Below are 17,538 nucleotides of genomic sequence, written 5' to 3' on the forward strand. Positions count from 1 at the left end.
TTATTCGCTTTTTTTCGTTAACACCAGCTTCATTTTATTCGACAAAAATCAGTGCTTCCCAGCGGCGAAAAATGGTCAATTAGAGTCCGGAGACCTATTGGCATCCTGCTAAAAATCGTTGCACCCTCAGGGCGATCCATTCGATTTTGACATCTGTTTCTATCATTGATAACCTATTTGAGTAGCAGGGAAAATGATAATCCTCAGCCTATCCGTTGATTGGTATTATAACATAGTTTATGCAAAAATAACAAACATATGTTCCTGTATATTTTGCCCTAAGGAGGCCCGTTTGAATGTATTTATACCAAAATGAGTTTGTTCACAAGGAGCAGGTCCGCATATCTCCGGATGATCGCGGCTACTATTTCGGAGACGGGGTATACGAGGTGTTCCGTGTCTACAACGGCATTTTGTTTGAAGCCGAAGGCCACTACGAACGACTGGAGAAAAGCGCCAGAGATGTGCGGATTCCGCTCCCTTATTCAACGCGGCATCTGGATGAGCTGCTGAACCAATTGATCCTGCTGAACGAGCTTGCGGAGGGTACGGTTTATATGCAAATTACCCGTGGCGCCGCACCAAGATCTCACCCATTCCCTGCACAAGCTGAGCCGGTGCTCATGGCTTATACGACGGAGATGGCCAGACCTCTTGAAACCATGGAGAAGGGGATAACAGCAATCACCATGGAGGATATCCGCTGGCTTCGCTGTGACCTGAAGACATTGAACCTGCTTCCTAACGTTATGGCCAAGCAGCATGCGCTGGATCAAGGGGCTCATGAAGTCATACTGCACCGCAGCGGAACCGTTACGGAATGCAGCGCCTCGAACATGATGATCGTCAAGAACGGAGAGCTCAGAACGCATCCCGCCAACCACCTGATTTTGCATGGCATTACCCGGGCTTTTGTGCTTCAGCTGGCTCGCCAGCTCAACCTCCCCGTTCGGGAAGAAGCGTTTACTCTAGATGATCTGCGGACGGCTGACGAAGCTTTTATTACCGGAACGACCACGGAGATTACTCCGATCATCTGTATTGATAAGCAAACAGTAGGCCGGGGAGTACCCGGACCGGTCACAGTGAAGCTCCAAAGAGCCTTTGAAGAGCGTCTTCCCAAAGCAGCAATAAAGAGCTGATCTTTCTCCCCCTACGCAGCAAAAAACCTTCGGAGAATCATCTCCGAAGGTTCCATTCATCGTTGGCATATTTGTCTGCCATCAGCTGCTCGACTAGCGACAGCTCGTATTCCGTCAGCCCGCTTTCCTCCAGCTCCACGTTCAATCCTTCCGCCATTCCTTCCCGGAATGCGCGTTCCAGATCCTGAAGCTGTACCGGCGCTCTGCCTAATTCAAGGCAAATATCGTTGATGGCCACGGCTTTTTGCGTAAACTGCTGCTTCAATCTGGCTTGAATCCGCTCATTCTTGAATTGCAGCACGCGAAACAGCTGATCGGTATCCATGTCCAGCAGAATCGAGCCATGCTGCAGAACGACCTGCTTCTGCCGGGTTTGGGCGCTGCCGGCAATTTTGCGCCCTTCGACCACGAGCTCATACCACGATGGAGAGTCAAAGCACGCCGCAGAGCCCATGGAAGCATACTTGCTCTTCTCTTCCTCCGTAGCCAGATGAACCATTTGCGCATCCAGCCCCAGCTTCTGGAAGCCGAACAGCAACCCTTCACTCAGAACCCGATAGGCTTCCGTAACACCGCTCGGAATGCCAGGATAGCTCTCCGAGACGATGATGCTGTACGTCAATTCCTTATCATGCAGTACGGCACGGCCGCCTGTCGGCCTGCGGACAAAGCCAAGCCCTTCCTTTTGGAGCTGTTCAAAATGAACCTCCTCCGACTTTTGAAAATATCCTATCGATAGCGTCGGCGGATTCCATCCGTAGAATCGGACCGTAGGCCCCGACTTTCCTTCGCTGTGCGCGATCAGAATCGCTTCGTCCACAGCCATATTATAAGCGGGATGCTGCAATCCCGAGGAAACAAATCGCCATGTCGGCTTCATGCTGTCTAACCGCCTTTCATCTTTTCCCGCAAATTTCCTTGCCTTCCGTTAACTCCTCCAGCTTAAATTCAAGCTGCGGCTTCTCGGTCGCATCCAAACCGACTAAAGCAATCGCCCCGTCCTCTCCGAGAACGGCGAATTGATCGCCAAGCGTCGTGATGCTTACCGGCCGATGATCCCAAGCCAGCTGCATCTGTTTATGGCTTTTCAAATCCAGCAGAGCCAGAGGCTTCTCAATGTCCGGAGTGTTGTTCGTCACGTCAAAACGATCAATTAGCATTTTACCTTGCAGAGCGGATATCGTAAAGGAATAAGGCCTCGTATTGGATACAAAATTGCTTGTAAGCTCGTAAGGCACTTGCTGCGGATTAAACTTGAATATTTTATTGGACCATTCCGTCTTCTTTCGCTGGGAGATCATCATGTATACTTCTCCGTTCGAATCGATGCTGACTTGATCGAGGGGATACCGTCTGGCCTCCTGGATCATCTTGCCCCAGTCCCCGCTTTGCAAATCGGCTTTATACAGGTTGGAGCTGGTATCCGTATTGTTGGAGGTGACGAAATAGACCTCCTTGCCGGAGCCTCTAACATCCTCTACGCCGCCGGGCACGAGCCATTCCTTCACCCATTTATGCTCCTTGAGCTGGTAAATGCCGACCTTGGTCATGTCCGCCCCTTTTTGTGCCGTTGTTTCTGCGGACGATACGAACATCCAATCCCCATACACATAGCTGTGCTTAGGCGATAGCTGCGGAGTGGCATATTGGGCAAAATGGTCCGACTGCTTGTCCCTTATATAGAAGCCCTTGAACGCTTTGGCATCCTCCGGATTGTACACCGTGATCACCGTATGATCCGAGGTATAATTGATGCTGCTTATCGGCTGGGACGTCTGCAAAATCAGCTTGCCCTGCTGTGTCTTGCTGTTAACGGAAAATACCTGATGGTTATCGGTCACCAGCAAATCTCCGGTTTCATCGATGGCCTGAGTGGTCTCGGCGTCAATCGTAGTCAGCTTCGGTTTCACGTCCCTGCTTACATAATGGTACAGGCCAAATCCGATCAGGACAACCGCAGCAAGAGAGGTTAGCCATACCTTCAATACCCATCCTTCCTTTCCCACCTTGTATTTAATCATCATATAGCATTCATGCGGGTTATGAAAGTAGTTCTTTTCGTCCATACTAATTTTTAACGCTTTACCCTTATGTTTGCCAGCTTTCCTTCTATGTAAGGAAGCGTCAAAAGGAGTGGCATGCTAATGCAACCAACAGACAAACAAGAACACGTGCGGCCTTTTAACGAACATGTACAGCTGCATTATGAGCGGGAATGGTTCGAGCAATTACACGAAAGAGCGCTTCGCAACGGTCCGTGGGATGACTGGACGTTGTATCAGCTTGCCTATGAAGCCGAGAAGTCGTCGCTGATTTCCAGCTTTGACCAGCTGCAATCACTCGTTCATATCCAAAATGTAACTCCAATGCCCCATCAAATTGAAACGGCTAAAAGAGTGCTGACCGAAATGCGCGGAAGAGCGATATTGGCCGACGAGGTGGGCTTAGGCAAAACGATTGAAGCCGGGTTGATATTAAAAGAATATATGATTCGCGGCCTGGTCAAAAAAGTGCTGATTCTCGTCCCTGCCTCCCTTGTGCTGCAATGGGTGCGGGAGCTGAATCAGAAATTCGGCATTGCAGCCGTTGCCCAGAAAAAGGAATATATGTGGGCGCAGTACGACGTTATCGTCGCTTCCATGGATACGGCCAAGCGCGATCCGCACCGGGAAATCGTCCTTGGGATGGAATACGATATGCTGATTGTCGATGAGGCTCATAAGCTTAAGAACAAGAAAACGACCAACTACCAATTCATCAATGAGCTCCGCAAAAAGTATTGCCTGCTCTTGACCGCAACACCGGTGCAGAACGATTTGGGCGAGCTGTATAACTTGATTACGCTGCTGAAGCCTGGACAGCTTGGCGGGCATGGCAGCTTTCAGGCCAATTTCGTCGTTGATAAACGCATTCCGAAAAATGAAGATCAGCTGCAGCAGGAGCTGTCGAAGGTGATGATCCGCAATCGACGAAGCGACGGCAACGTGCACTTCACCAAGCGAATCGTCCGCAACATTCCGCTTACGCTGTCCCCCGAGGAGCAAGCGCTTTACGACGGTGTCACCGACTTCGTCAAAAACCGCTATGAAGAATCCAAGGGCGATCTCAGCAGCATCTTATCGCTCGTAACCCTTCAGCGGGAGGTATGCAGCAGCCGCGATGCTGTATTCATAACGCTGGTCAATATGTTCAAGAAGACGGCGGAGGACTCCCCGATACGTCCGCGTATTTGGCAGCTGGTGGAGCTGATCCGCAGCATTAAAGCGAATACGAAGGCGGAGAAGGTGATGGAGCTGATCCGGGAGATTAATGATAAGGTCATCATCTTCACAGAATATCGGGCCTCTCAGGAGTATTTGATTCAATATTTGAAGGAGCACAAAATTTCGGCTGTTCCTTACCGCGGCGGGATGAACCGGGGCAAAAAAGACTGGATGATGGATTTATTCCGCAACCGCGCCCAGGTCCTGGTCGCTACCGAAGCCGGAGGCGAGGGCATCAATCTGCAGTTCTGCCATAACATGATCAACTTCGACCTCCCATGGAATCCGATGAGAGTGGAGCAGCGGATTGGCCGCGTCCATCGGCTTGGCCAGCAGGATGATGTACACATCTATAACTTATCTACCAAGGGAACGATAGAAGAATATATTTTGTCCCTGCTCCATGAAAAAATCAACATGTTCGAGCTCGTCATCGGGGAGCTTGATACCATTCTTGAACGGTTTGAGAAAACAAATTCGCTGGAGAAGCATTTGGCCCAAATGATTCTCTCCTCCTCCGGAGAAGAAGATATCCGCCGACAAATGGACGATCTCGGGCGGTCGTTGTCTACCATCCGCTCGGAGGTAGAAAGAGAGAGCCAGGTCCAGGAAGGGAACAGGCTGACCGCCATGCTGGATGCCGTTGGCCAAACTGCTCCGATTTCCGGCGAAGCGGAGGTGTCTCCATGAAAACGGAGGAAATTCAGAGCTTTGTTATGCGCTACTTGGAAGCGGAGAATTGCGACATCCTGGAGAAGCATCCGGCTTATGTCACCGTGAAGCTCTCTCCCTCCGCAGATAAGGAGCTTACCTACCGGCCCTATTATTGGAGCTTTGTAGAGCGCACCGGTGTCGCACCGGAGACCATGACCTGCACCTTCATCTTCGATCCGGAGGCGTACAAGGCGTCCTCCGCCGCTGCAGCCACAGTGGCAGGTCCTGGCCAAACCGTATCCCCGGCTCCTCAAGCGCAGCTGCCCGGCATGGCGGCGCAGGCTGCCGGAGCAGCTCCGGGAGGGCCGCCCGGGCCGCCTGCGCAGCAGGACAGTATCCTGGGGCGCTACTTCGGCTTCGTTCCGACCCAGATGACCGCCCGTGTTCCGAAGGACGAGGTCACGTTCGGGAGCCGCAGGCTGGAGCAAATTTTCCAAGCGGTCCGCAGCAAGGGCCGGTTTGTTCATCTATTCGAGCAGCATAAGCCCGAGCAGCAGGGCAAAGCCTCTCCCTTGTCTACAACGGCCTATGAAACCTGGATGCAGGTGAATTATAAAGTAGAGTTTGCTTGTGATATGAAGCGAAGCGAAATCCATTCTCTCGGCTTCCAGATGAACACGGGGGAAATCTGCGAGAACTTCCAGGAACGGCTGCGTGACAGACGCTTGTCGCCGAGAATTCCGGCTCAGGTCTATATGATTCCTGATAAATTCACTCTGCCTCGAGCCGTCATTTACTTGGAGCAGCACCTGGAGACGATTTTGCATGGCTACGACCATTCCTGGGCTGAAGAAGCCCAACTGCGCCTTGCCGATGAGCTTCAACGGATACGCTCCTATTACGAACCGCTGATTCTCAATACGGATATTGAAAAACGGCAGGAAATCGAAGCTCAATATGCTAACCGCCGGCAGGAAATCGATTGGCAGTTCCGGCCCCGCATCCTAATATCCGTCATCAATTGCGGACTGTTTCATCTTCACGCAAGAAATCCGGCTATGAACTGACGAATTGCGCCAAAAAAAGAAGCAAACTTTTTTTTGCAGCGTTACAGGTTCTAACAAACTTTTCAAGGCATATTTTATACAATAAGGGCATAGCAGTTCCTTCAAGTGACAGCATCCGTGCCCGATATCCAAGACAAGCAGGTGAAAGGATGAAACGATCGACAATATGGCTCGCCGGGCTTTTTCTGTGGACAAGCCTCCTGGCAGCGAAGCCGCTTCATACGGCAGCGCTTCCCGACAACCCGCCGATCCCGGCAACCGAACTTGCACCCGCGACGTCGGATCTAACCGTCACCAGCCCGACCTTCATGGATGCGGTCAACGGCTGGGTGAAGCGTATTTCCAGCGAGCAGGGCTTTGAAGCCTGGAAGCAGGCCTCTTGGACGAGCTCCCCTCTCGGTCCGGGCACTCACGGTTGGATCGTGCTGCTCAAAGCAGGGACGGCGGAGGTTGGCTACATGGTTATTTACGCCGCAGACCCAAATGATCCATCCAAGTATCGTCTCGCCGAGTACGGCAGAGGCAGCAAGCCGCTATTCAGCTTGAACACTCTGTACCAGTCGCTGGTACAGCTTGAACTTATTCATTCCTCTTACAAGGCAGAACGCTGGTATTCCGGACCCTTGTACGCCGTCTGGAAAGTAACCTCGGGAACGGAGCAGTTTATCATCGATGCCAAGAGCGGAGAAGTACTCCCGCTTACCTCCGATAAGCAGCTCGAGGAGGTACCATCGGATAAAGAGCCCGCGTCATCCGTACTGACCAAGCATTCCATAATGTCAAGCCTTCAACTTGAATCCTTCGATCCCTATGACCGGCTTCCGTGGGTCAAGGGTACTCCGGTTTCATTGGATACGTTCGGGACGCTTGCAAACGCTCTCAAGCAGCAAAGCAGGCTCACGTACGTCGCAGAGCTGTACAACGGCTCCATCACTTTACCATTGGCCGTGACCGGGTACCATCAATGGACGAATGAAGAAGCGTTCCTGCTGCTGGAGCAGGACGGACCAAGGGCTATTCCCTATTCCGCAGCTTCCAAGCTGGGCAAACTATTCCATTAGGTTTTTCTCCTCCTCTCCTATATAGAAAAGCTTCCCGCCTCTTAAGCACGAAGAGTATTTCCACTTCGCGGCCAAGGAGAGAAGCTTTTCATTTTTTTTTGCGCCAATCCAGGCTCTCTATCCACATTCGGAGCGCTAACGGAAGCATCCCGAACCATCGGTATTGCCATTGCTCCCGCATCTCTCTCTGCGTTGCCCGGGTTTGCTTGCGAATCTCTCTCGGCGTCTCCATATACTTGACGAATTGCTCGGTCATATATTTGACCAGCTCATCTCCTTTGGCCATAAGCCATCTTCCTCCCTGGTTCATATGGTACCATTGTTGCCACTTTGTCCAAGCGCTCATACTCTTCCAGGATGAAATTATTCGCCATAGAACCGCAGTTCATCAGACCTTCCTGGTCTAGTTTCTGTAGTTCGTGTGCTGAAGGATTTGCCTTGATGAGAAAAAACGGTTTTGCGCGAACTATGCTACATATAGAGGCAGGGGATGCCTCGAGGGGGGTACGTCCAACTTTCCGTGGCTAAACCAATACGTTTGTGCATGAATGAAATGGTGTGGAGTTCCGACCAGACAAAAAAACACCCGATCCCCTTCGTTTTCACGAGGACATCGGGTGAATGGATTACATTTTTTCCGGGGCTTCGATCCCGATTAACGCTAAACCGTTGCGGATCGTGAATTGGGTACATTTCACCAGCGCCAGACGCGCTTGGCGAAGCGCCTGATCCTCCACCAGAATCGGACATTCGTGGTAGAAACGGTTGAAGCTTTGTGATAGATCCACCAAATAGCGGCTGACAATCGAAGGCTCGAGCTTATGCATCGACTGCTCAACACGCTCCTTGAAGAAGTACAGCTGCTTCAGCAGACCTTGCGACTCGGCATTTTGCAGCAGCGAGGCATCGATTTGCTCCAGCTTCGCATCGAATGCGATGGAGTCCCCGCCGTTGGCTTTGCGCAGCACGCTGCATGCGCGGGTATGTGTATATTGAACATAAGGGCCTGTCTCGCCGTCGAAGTTCAAGGCAACATCCCAGGAGAACACGATATCTTTAATCCGGTTATTGCTCAAGTCATTGAAAATGATAGCTCCCACGCCGACTTGGCGGGCAACCTCATCCTTATTTTCCAGATTCGGATTCTTTTCCTCAATAATCGCTTTGGTCTTCTCGATCGCCTGCGTCAGCAGCTCTTCCAGACGAATCACGTTGCCTTTGCGAGTCGATAGTTTGGCGCCCTCCAGGCTGACTTTACCGAATGGCACATGCACAAGGCGGTCCGCCCATTCGTAGCCCATCAGCTCGATGACTTTAAACCATTGCTGGAAGTGCAGGCTTTGCCCTGCATCCGTCACATAGATACATTTATCAAAATCATAGGTGTTCTTGCGGTAGATCGCCGCCGTAACGTCCCGTGTATGATACAGTGTGCCGCCGTCCTTCTTGATCATCAAGGCTGGAGGCATGTTGTATTCGTCCAGGCGTACCAATAGCGCGCCTTGGTCCTCTTCAAGCAGATTTTTCTGCTTCAGCTCCTCTACAACAGCGGCCATTTTATCGTTATAGAAGCTCTCGCCCGCATAAGAATCAAAGTGAACGCCCAGCAGGTCATATATTTTTTGGAATTCCTTCAAGCTGATTTCAACGAACCATCTCCACAGCTGCAGAGCTTCTTCGTCCCCCTGCTCCAGCTTCACGAACCAGGAACGGGCTTCATCTTCAAGCTCCGGCTTTACGTCGGCCTCGTCATGAAATTTCACGTACAGGCGCTGCAGCTCGTCGATTCCGTCCGCTTCAACGACACTTTTGTCCCCCCACAGCTTGTACGCTACGATAAGCTTGCCGAACTGGGTTCCCCAGTCGCCCAAATGGTTAATTCCAATACAATTATAGCCCAGAAACTCATAGATTTTATAAATGGCGTTCCCGATCATCGTTGTACGCAGGTGACCGATATGGAAGGCCTTGGCAATGTTAGGCGAAGAGAAGTCCAATGCAATGTTGCGGCCTTGGCCAATATTTTGCGAGCCGTAACGGTCTCCCTTCTCCAGAACCTCGCCAATTATGCTGGAAGCGAAGCTTGCCGGCTCCAGAAATACATTGAAATAACCGGATACGGCCTCCACGCGTTGAAACGCAGGATGTCCCTCCCATTGCAGCTTCAATTCCTCTGCAATCGCCTGCGGCGCTTTACGAAGCTGCTTGCTCAATTTAAAGCAGGGTAAGGACAGGTCTCCCATTTGCGGATTCGGCGGGTATTCAACCAAATCTGCAAGGAAATCCTCCGTCACTCCTTCCAGCCTCGAGGCAAGCTGTGCCGCCAATATATTCTTATAATTCATCGTCATAGACCCCTTTCCATCCACCCTGAAATCTTCTGTTTGTTTCTGTATATTCAAGCAACAAAGCACCCCAAGCGGGGTGCTCGCCATACGTCTTGTGAGTTTGCCATCATTTACATATGTTCATATTATATCTATCATGAAAAATCGAGTCAAGCGGCAGAACCCGCCAAATCCTTACGATATGCGAAATCTCCGAACAAGCACGTTCAGCTCCTCACACATCGTTTCTATCCTATGTACCGATCCTGTAATCTGCCTCATCGATTCCAGCTGGCCGAGAGATAAGCCCGCCGCCTGGGAGGACTGCACCGAGGAGTTTTTGGCTATGGCAGCCGTCTCCAGCACCGAAGCGGATACCTCCTGCGAGCCTGCCGATATTTGTTCGGATATGGCCGAGATTTCCATAATTTGCTCGTTCGTTTTTTGCGCCTTCTCTACAATGCTATGAAAGCCTCCCGCCATTTGATTCACATAGCTTCTACCCAGCTCCATCTCTTTCAATTCCCTCTGCATAGCCGCTACCATGTGAGCCACTTTCCCTTGAACCGCTTCTATCAATTCCGCGATGTGCTCGGAGGATCTGCCCGACTGCTCGGCCAGCTTGCGGATTTCGCCTGCGACTACGGCAAAGCCCCGTCCTTCCTCTCCAGCCCTCGACGCTTCAATCGATGCATTAAGCGCCAGCAGATTCGTCTGAGCGGACAGGTCCCTCATCACCCTTACGATTTCCCCTATCTCTTCAGAATGGGCGGACAGCTCACGTACAGCTTGTGAAGAAGATTCGACAGAATGATGAATGGAATCCATTTGGTGCAGCACTTTATCCAAATTGCCGCTTCCTTGCTCAGCCGCTTTTAACGTGTCATACATCATTTCCGCCATCGCCATCGAAGAGTCGGCAATCTCACTCATACCGCGGGAAATCTCCTCCATCGCATTGGCGCTATCCTCCGTCCCCTTCTCCTGGGCTTCGGCTCCGGCAGCTATTTCTTGTATCGCTGATGTCATCGTATGAATAGAAGCGACCGTACGGTCCGCATCTCCCGCGAGCAGCTTGGTCGTCTTGTTTACTTCACGGGAGGTGTCATCAATCGTTTGGATCATTTCCTTCAAATGCGAAGTCATTTGATTAACAGACTGCACCAGGCTGCCGATTTCATCCTTGCTTTTGGACGCGATCGGTTCTCCGGTCAAATCGCCGTCCGCAATGCAGCGGACTCTTTCGCTAATCGCTTCAATCGGCTTGATCATCCGGCTGATCAACAGAAAGGCTATGAATGCGGCAAGGACCGGGAAGATGCCTCCTGTCTGGAGCGTGAACCTCAGCATGGTCCATGTGCGGTTCTCCAGGATGCCGGCGTCAAAGTCGATGGCCATCAAAGCCACGATGTTTTTGGAAGCGTCATGATCTGCATAGATCGGAGCGTAGCCTGTCTTCCTTGCTCCTTCTCCGAACGTATAGACAGACGATGCCATAGGGTGCTTCATGCTGACCAGCATATCGACGGCTTCACGATCTATGTAAAAGGAGTCGCCGGCTTTAAAGCCTTCTTTCTCCAGCCGCTTGTCAGGAACGAGCAGCTTCCCGTCCAGACTCATAATGGCGGCGTTTTTGAAAATCGGCTTGTGGTCGACGATCCAGTTCACCTTATCCCTCAAGGCTTGGCTAGCCTGACCATTGGCCAGCTCCTTGATTTCGGCCAGCGTCAGAAGCCCCGAGGTAATGCTTGCACAGCCTATCAATTCATCGCCGGCCGCTTGGTCGATTTGCTTGTAATTAACGTAATAGCCGATGACAAGCAGGGACAAAACACTCGTTACAACAGCAATGACAACTAGCCAAGTCACTTTTCCTACGATTCCCAATCTCATTGAAGACCCCTCTTTTCTTTTTAGCCAAGATGTAGATGTGATTGATTTCATAGTAGCCAGAACCGCTGCCGCCTACTGTGATTTATATCACACCCTCCCTAATTCCCATAAGCTTCCTGACAAAATGTAATGAGTTTGTTACTCTTTGGCCGTGGATTAGCTGTTATAATCGTTATGATCCGTGGCGGGCCCCGGAGTCTCTTGGAAACCTGTGAAGCTTGACTCACTGCCAATAGGCTCCGGTGAGGGTACACCCCTCCAGCCAAACAGAAAGTAGGCGAAATCAACTTGCTAGCCAAATCTTGGCCCACTATCCTGCTATTCATGATCCTGACAGCCCTGATCGGCGGATGCTCGCTGTCCAATGATCCGCAATCCTATATGCGAATGCCCAAGCTTCCGGAAGAGAAGGAAAGCTTGAAGCAGGTGATTCAATCGGCACTGCCGAGCGGAGCCTCTATTATCCGTCCCAAGAAGTCGGCCGACACCGGCTCCATCTATATTAAGGATCTCAATAACGACGGCACGCCTGAAGCGGTCGTGTTCTATCAGACACCCGATAAAGAAATCCGCATCAAGGGCATGCTCTGGCAAAAGAATGGCGACAGCTGGACGCTGCTGAGCGAATTTGAAGGCGACGGGTATGAGCTCGATACCCTTCTATTCGAGGACGTCACCCAGGACGGCGTCACAGACCTGTTGGTCGGTTATTCCGGCGGCGCCAAAATCAATAAGGGCCTCGTCGTCTATCACTTGGACGGACAGCAGCTAACCAAGCTGTATCAGACTCCTTATACGGAAATGGTCGTGGACGATCTGAATCAAGACCAGGTGAAGGATATAACGATTTTAACAATGGATCGCGGCGTTGCCGCCAAGTTAACAACGGTCCAATATTCACGGCAGTTTCAAGCCATCGGAACCGTAGAGCTGGACCCCTATGTGAACGGGTATTACAACATCGCTGCGGGAAATGTTACAGGGTCAAAGAGAGGCTTACTGCTTGACGCCGGACTTGGGGCTCACTCGTCCAGCACGCAGCTGGTCTATTTTGATGGCGGTCAGCTTGTCAAAGCATTCCCCGACGACAAAGCTCCCTTTAACCCGGGGTCTACCAAAAGCGGCGATTATAACGGAGACGGCTTTATGGAAATCGGGCTACTCGTTGCACCGAAGGGCTCGGAGGAGGAATCATACGCCACTACGCCGTGGATTACCGAATATTACCGTTGGGACGGTCAGCAGGGGTTGGAGAAGCAGCCGCTTTATAAGCGCTATTATGATTATACCAACAGCTTTTATTTCGATATTCCGACCGAATGGAACGACTCCTTCCGTGTTGCAAGGGATCCCGAAGGGAATGCGATTCGCTTCCTGGCTCCAGATCGGGATGAAGCTCTCGTCGAATGGAAGACGATTCCGAGCGAAAACAGGAACGACGCCGATCCCGGATGGCAGGAAATTGGAAGAACCGAAAAAACAGTCACTCTCTTGCATCTAACCGAACAAAGCAGGCCGTACGTCCAACAATTTCATTCTGTAATAGAGCTTGAGCAAAAGGGGGGTTCCCATGAATAAAGTGCTAATTCTTGAAGATGAGGAATCCATCCGAAGCTTCATTGTCGTCAACTTGAAAAGAGAAGGATTCCATAGCATCGAAGCCGCGACCGGTGAAGAAGCGCTGCAGCAGTTCCGCCGGCATCCCGATCTTGGGGTGGCGCTGCTCGATGTCATGGTGCCAGGACCTGACGGCTTCGAGGTATGCCGGCAAATCCGCGAAGCTAACGAACGGGTGGGCATTATCTTTTTGACCGCCAAGGTTCAGGAGAAAGATAAAATATTCGGTCTCTCCCTTGGAGCCGACGATTATATAAGCAAGCCGTTCAGTCCCGGCGAATTAATGGCAAGGGTACACTCCTTGCTGCGCCGCGTTCAGCTTCAAAGCTGGACACCCGTCCAGCATGACATACTCCGCTCCGGCCCTTTTGAGCTTCATAAGGAGCAGCGGGAGATCAGGAAGAACGGCTCCGTCGTCGATGTGACGCCCACCGAGCTCGCATTGCTCTGCATGTTTATGGAGCATCCCAACATTCCTTTAAGCCGCGACAAGCTGCTGGACGAAGTTTGGGGAGCCAACTACATTGGTGATCCGAAAATGGTCGACGTCAATATTCGCCGTGTCCGGCAAAAGATAGAAGACGATCCTTCCAAGCCGGCCTTTATCGAAACGGTCTGGGGGCTTGGCTACAGGTGGAAGGATATGGGTCATGAAACGTAAAGGAATCAAAAGAGTCGTCGTTTCCCACTATGTGCTTGTCGTGCTGCTGACCTTGATATTGGCCGAGAGTGTCTTCCTGTATTCGGTCAGAACCTTTTACTATAACAGCATAGCGAGCAATTTGAGCAACCACGCTCAGGTGTCTGCTTCCTTCTACAACAAGTTCCATAATAATCTGAACGTGCTCATGTTCGACAGCCAGCTTCCCGAGGTGATCGAATCCTTCGCGCACGATAATGCGGAGCTTCAGATTCTGAGCAATCAAGGGATGGTGCTGGCAAGCACCAGCGGATTCTCCGTCCATGAGCAGATCAAGACCAAAGATGTAAAGTCCGCCGCACAAGGTGATACGAGCCGGTGGATTGGCAGGAACGCAAGTACCGGAGAAAGGGTGCTGGCCGTCTCTACGCCGCTGGAGTGGAACGGACAGCCTATCGCCCTGCTTCGCTACGTCACTTCCTTGGAGGAAGTCGATCATGTCATCCGCAATCTGACTAATATCGCCCTGCTCATCGGCTTGGTCATTCTGGCTACCGTTTCCTTAATCAGCCTGGGGCTGGCCAACTCGATCGTAAAGCCGATTAACCGGATTACAGCCGCTTCTGCCTTAATGGCCAAGGGCCGGCTCGATACCCGGGTCGACGAAGGCTTTAAATACGAATTAGGGGATCTGGCCAAAACCTTGAATTACATGGCGCAGGAAATCGTAAAAAGCGATCAGCTTAAAAACGACTTCATCTCTTCGATCTCCCACGAGCTGCGGACCCCCTTAACCAGCATCAAGGGCTGGAGCGAGACGATCCTGCTGGGCGATATGAAGGATCATGAGGAAACGAGAACCGGGCTTAAGGTCATCTCCAAGGAGACGGACCGCTTGGTCGGGCTTGTAGAGGAGCTTCTCGATTTCTCCCGGCTGGAGCAGAAGCAGCTGGCTTTGGAGGTTCAGCCGGTTGATCTGCCTCAGCTATTGAATGAAGTGGTGCTGCAATTAGCGGCCAAAGCGAAATCCAAACAAGTCACATTCATATACGATGAGGAGGGCATCGACGGACCCGTCCTAATTCCCGGGGATGAAAACCGGCTGAAGCAGGTCTTTCTCAATATTGCGGACAACGCAATCAAATTCGCTTATTCCGATACGGCTATTAGGGTTACGATAACGGAAGAGGAATCGGGCTATCTTGGCATAAGGATTCATGACCAGGGAGTGATCATTCCTGGAGAGCATTTATCGAGGGTCATGGAGAAGTTTTATCAGGTTCATCCCCAAGGCGAAGGAACCGGTCTAGGTCTGGCGATTTGCTCGGAGATTGTTGCGCTGCACTCCGGCACATTGTCGATTACCTCGGATGAATCCGGAACTGAGGTTACTGTGCGGCTGCCTGGAGGACGAGAAGAAGCATGAAAAAGGCCCCTTAGACTTCATGGGACCTGGTTCTGTTGAAAAACCTATTTTGCGTGAACTATTGGTTTATTCAACAACACTGACCCCTCGAACAACAAGGGGTCATTTTCATAAGGATAGGGATAAGGAATTGCAGAGCTGTTATACAGCGCTCTGCTTCGCCTCCGCCAGATACCACTTCAGCTTGGCGATTTCGGTTCCTGCAAGCATCATGATACCGATCCCGTGATTATCGTTGGTGACGGTCAATAAATCATACTTGTAGTAATCCGGCGTAAAGGCATACCGCGAGCCGCTGCACACGCCGTGAACATTGCCCTGCCGGTCGATGGCGTACCGGGTTAAGCCCGCCCATGCCTTGAAAGCGGCGGCAGTAAAGCGCTGCGGATCATGCAGCCATTTGAAGCGGACTCCTCGTGCGAAGGCATAGGCGAACATCGCCGTGCACGACGCCTCCTCATAGGCCTCCGGATCATTCAGCACCTGATGCCACAGCCCGCTATCCGCCTGAAGCGCGGCATACCCTTCGCACAGCTCGCGGAAGAAGCCGAGCAGCTCCGGACGCAGCGCATGATCTTCCGGCAGCGCCTCCAGTACCTCGGATAGCGAGAACAGCGTCCAGCCATTGCCGCGCCCCCAAGGGATACCGGTCGCTGCCCCATATTTGAAATCATACACGTGGGACATGATACGCTCATCGGGCAAGAACAAATAGCTGCGGAACAACAGGAACTGCCGAGCCGCTTCATCCAGCGCTTCCGGCCTCCCGGTTACTTGAGCGAACCGGCACAGGAACGGCGCGCTCATGTACAAGTCATCGGCCCACATCGTATTCTCCGAGTATTCATCTGCACATACGCGGTAGAAGGCTCCATCCTCCTTGCGCTCCAACCGGTTCAACATGAAATCCGCGATCCGGTCCGCTACAGGAAGAAACCTTAAGTCCCCGCAATCGCGAAATGCTTCCAGCATGGCGGAGCCGAACGAGCCGCAGTTATCCAGCATCTTCATCATGACGAGCTGCTGATTGATGGCGGGGAAGCCGTATCGCTCACGGTCCCATAGCGAGTACTCGTACAAATCGGTGCATGCCTGCACATGCTCAGCCGCATACCGGATCAAATCGGGCCGCTGCAGCCATCGTCCCGTCTGCAGCAGCCCGTAGACCGTGACGCCTAGGGGATAATCCCAGCGTGCATAGTTCGTCACGTTCCCAACGGTCCATTTATTGCTCAGCATGGAGTTCTCATAATAAGGACGAATCCAGGCATCCGGCAGATCCAGCTGCCAATACGTCCAGCTATCGGCAGACGGCTGAACGGCATCAGCAGCACCGACACTCATAACCGCTGGCGAGTCCAGCGGGTACAGTCGATCCGTACGAACCCATTCATCGTACGGAAGCTCCAGCTCCGCGCCGAAAGGTCCCGCGTACAGCCATGGCGTTTCTGCTCCAAGCACCGGGATCGGGGCTGCCAGCTCGGGGCGGCTCGTTCCCTCTCCCGTAACCTGCAGCGAACAATCCCATGATGCCTCTCCGCAAACGCTGCGAAAAAGGAGATCGTGCTTGCCCGCCGTCAGCCGGAAGCGGCCCGCGAAGGGGGCTCCGTGAGAGGCCTCGACGGCTAAGACAAGATCGCCGTCTACCCATACCTCGGCCGGACCAGACGAGCTCCCCTCAAGCGTGACCCACTCCCCTGTCATGCGGGAACAGTCCAGCTTGGTCCAGGCATAGGCCTGGCTCCCTGGCCTCCTGCCGAACAACCGCTCCAGCGTCGGAAGCCTTCCTGCGTCTTCATCCCACTGTACCCGTGGCAGCCAGCGTATGTCACGAGGATGTTCGGCTCCAAGCAGTTCCGGCACGCCCCATCCCTGTGGAATGAGGTCTTCCTTCACCGGCTCCGAGAAGGCCCATCCTGCCTGTCCCTGCCGTTCGGAGAACGGGGATAGCACGTTCAGAATGCGGACCTTGGCCTCGTCCGCTCCAATCAGGCAGCCGAAGCCGACCGCCGTACAGCGAAACGAGAGGAACAGCGCATTCCAGCCTTTGACGAAATTCAAATTCAGCTTGGCGCTGGCACCCGGTTTCATCTCGTCTATAACATTCGACCGGTAGGCCAGCTCCCTATTAAAGAAAAATCGTACAGGACCGAGACAGCGAATCAGCAAATCAAGATTGCGTTCCCCATCGCTCCATACGAGCGCGCAGGCGTAGGCCGTCTGCCCGGGCAATGCAGCTGGAAAGCGCCGGGCCAGATCAAGCTCATAGAGCCCCTCCTCATTTTGCAATATACCGGAAGCGTAAAACGCCCGATAGGTGAAGCCTGCCTGGGGATTGGCACCCACGTACCGTTCGGCCAAAACCTTCAGGATGGCTGCATCGTCATCGCCGAACCGCGATGCGACGCTTTCTTGCTCATGAAAGTAATGCGTCATACCCACCCTCCT

At 52.3% G+C, this 17,538-nt stretch carries 13 protein-coding genes; 7 read left to right on the forward strand and 6 right to left on the reverse strand.

Going from position 1 to position 17,538, the window contains the following annotated elements:
• Nucleotides 1-296: 296 nt before the first annotated feature.
• Nucleotides 297-1,142 (forward strand): D-amino-acid transaminase, encoded by an 846-nt coding sequence (gene dat, locus GGC63_RS02035; RefSeq protein ID WP_192700908.1) that lies wholly within the window; start codon nucleotides 297-299, stop codon nucleotides 1,140-1,142.
• 37 nt (nucleotides 1,143-1,179) lie between these two features.
• Here dat and GGC63_RS02040 read toward each other — a convergent pair whose 3' ends face one another.
• Together GGC63_RS02040 and GGC63_RS02045 are read right to left on the reverse strand one after the other, a co-directional pair.
• On the reverse strand, nucleotides 1,180-2,022 hold the full coding sequence (locus tag GGC63_RS02040) for a biotin/lipoate A/B protein ligase family protein (RefSeq protein ID WP_192700909.1): 843 nt from the start codon (nucleotides 2,020-2,022) through the stop codon (nucleotides 1,180-1,182).
• 16 nt (nucleotides 2,023-2,038) lie between these two features.
• Nucleotides 2,039-3,127, reverse strand: a complete 1,089-nt coding sequence (locus GGC63_RS02045; protein ID WP_192700910.1) for a hypothetical protein — start codon at nucleotides 3,125-3,127, stop codon at nucleotides 2,039-2,041.
• Nucleotides 3,128-3,286: 159 nt separating this feature from the next.
• On the opposite strand from GGC63_RS02045, the gene GGC63_RS02050 reads away from it, so the two are divergent.
• From GGC63_RS02050 to GGC63_RS02060, 3 genes are all read left to right on the forward strand, one after another.
• On the forward strand, nucleotides 3,287-5,095 hold the full coding sequence (locus GGC63_RS02050) for a DEAD/DEAH box helicase (protein WP_192700911.1): 1,809 nt from the start codon (nucleotides 3,287-3,289) through the stop codon (nucleotides 5,093-5,095).
• Nucleotides 5,092-6,126 (forward strand): YqhG family protein, encoded by a 1,035-nt coding sequence (locus GGC63_RS02055; protein ID WP_192700912.1) that lies wholly within the window; start codon nucleotides 5,092-5,094, stop codon nucleotides 6,124-6,126. Before GGC63_RS02050 ends, GGC63_RS02055 begins: the two co-directional genes overlap by 4 nt.
• A 149-nt stretch (nucleotides 6,127-6,275) precedes the next feature.
• Nucleotides 6,276-7,187 carry a hypothetical protein gene (locus GGC63_RS02060; protein ID WP_192700913.1) on the forward strand — a complete coding sequence of 304 codons (912 nt, stop codon included), beginning with the start codon at nucleotides 6,276-6,278 and terminating at the stop codon, nucleotides 7,185-7,187.
• 88 nt (nucleotides 7,188-7,275) lie between these two features.
• Here the strand turns inward: GGC63_RS02060 and GGC63_RS02065 are convergent, their stop codons facing one another.
• From GGC63_RS02065 to GGC63_RS02075, 3 genes are all read right to left on the reverse strand, one after another.
• Nucleotides 7,276-7,473 carry a YqzE family protein gene (locus GGC63_RS02065; RefSeq protein ID WP_192700914.1) on the reverse strand — a complete coding sequence of 66 codons (198 nt, stop codon included), beginning with the start codon at nucleotides 7,471-7,473 and terminating at the stop codon, nucleotides 7,276-7,278.
• A gap of 340 nt (nucleotides 7,474-7,813) precedes the next feature.
• Nucleotides 7,814-9,532 (reverse strand): arginine--tRNA ligase, encoded by a 1,719-nt coding sequence (gene argS / locus GGC63_RS02070; protein WP_192700915.1) that lies wholly within the window; start codon nucleotides 9,530-9,532, stop codon nucleotides 7,814-7,816.
• A 177-nt stretch (nucleotides 9,533-9,709) separates the two neighbouring features.
• Nucleotides 9,710-11,407, reverse strand: a complete 1,698-nt coding sequence (locus tag GGC63_RS02075) for a methyl-accepting chemotaxis protein (RefSeq protein WP_192700916.1) — start codon at nucleotides 11,405-11,407, stop codon at nucleotides 9,710-9,712.
• 288 nt (nucleotides 11,408-11,695) lie between these two features.
• Between GGC63_RS02075 and GGC63_RS02080 the strand changes: the two genes are divergently transcribed.
• Genes GGC63_RS02080 through GGC63_RS02090 form a run of 3 tightly spaced genes read left to right on the forward strand, consistent with a single transcriptional unit; the run spans nucleotide 11,696 to nucleotide 15,090 of the window.
• A complete protein-coding gene (locus GGC63_RS02080; RefSeq protein WP_192700917.1) occupies nucleotides 11,696-12,985 on the forward strand; it encodes an FG-GAP repeat domain-containing protein in 1,290 nt (429 codons plus the stop codon).
• On the forward strand, nucleotides 12,978-13,685 hold the full coding sequence (locus GGC63_RS02085) for a response regulator transcription factor (RefSeq protein ID WP_192700918.1): 708 nt from the start codon (nucleotides 12,978-12,980) through the stop codon (nucleotides 13,683-13,685). The genes GGC63_RS02080 and GGC63_RS02085 overlap by 8 nt, the downstream gene beginning before the upstream one ends.
• Nucleotides 13,675-15,090 carry a sensor histidine kinase gene (locus GGC63_RS02090; protein ID WP_192700919.1) on the forward strand — a complete coding sequence of 472 codons (1,416 nt, stop codon included), beginning with the start codon at nucleotides 13,675-13,677 and terminating at the stop codon, nucleotides 15,088-15,090. The genes GGC63_RS02085 and GGC63_RS02090 overlap by 11 nt, the downstream gene beginning before the upstream one ends.
• A gap of 141 nt (nucleotides 15,091-15,231) precedes the next feature.
• Here GGC63_RS02090 and GGC63_RS02095 read toward each other — a convergent pair whose 3' ends face one another.
• Nucleotides 15,232-17,526: a glycoside hydrolase family 105 protein gene (locus tag GGC63_RS02095; RefSeq protein WP_192700920.1), complete on the reverse strand. Its 2,295-nt coding sequence runs from the start codon at nucleotides 17,524-17,526 to the stop codon at nucleotides 15,232-15,234.
• Nucleotides 17,527-17,538 lie beyond the last annotated feature (12 nt).

This window comes from Paenibacillus sp. OAS669 (genome assembly GCF_014873645.1).
GTDB classification, from domain to species: Bacteria; Bacillota; Bacilli; order Paenibacillales; family NBRC-103111; genus Paenibacillus_S; species Paenibacillus_S vulneris.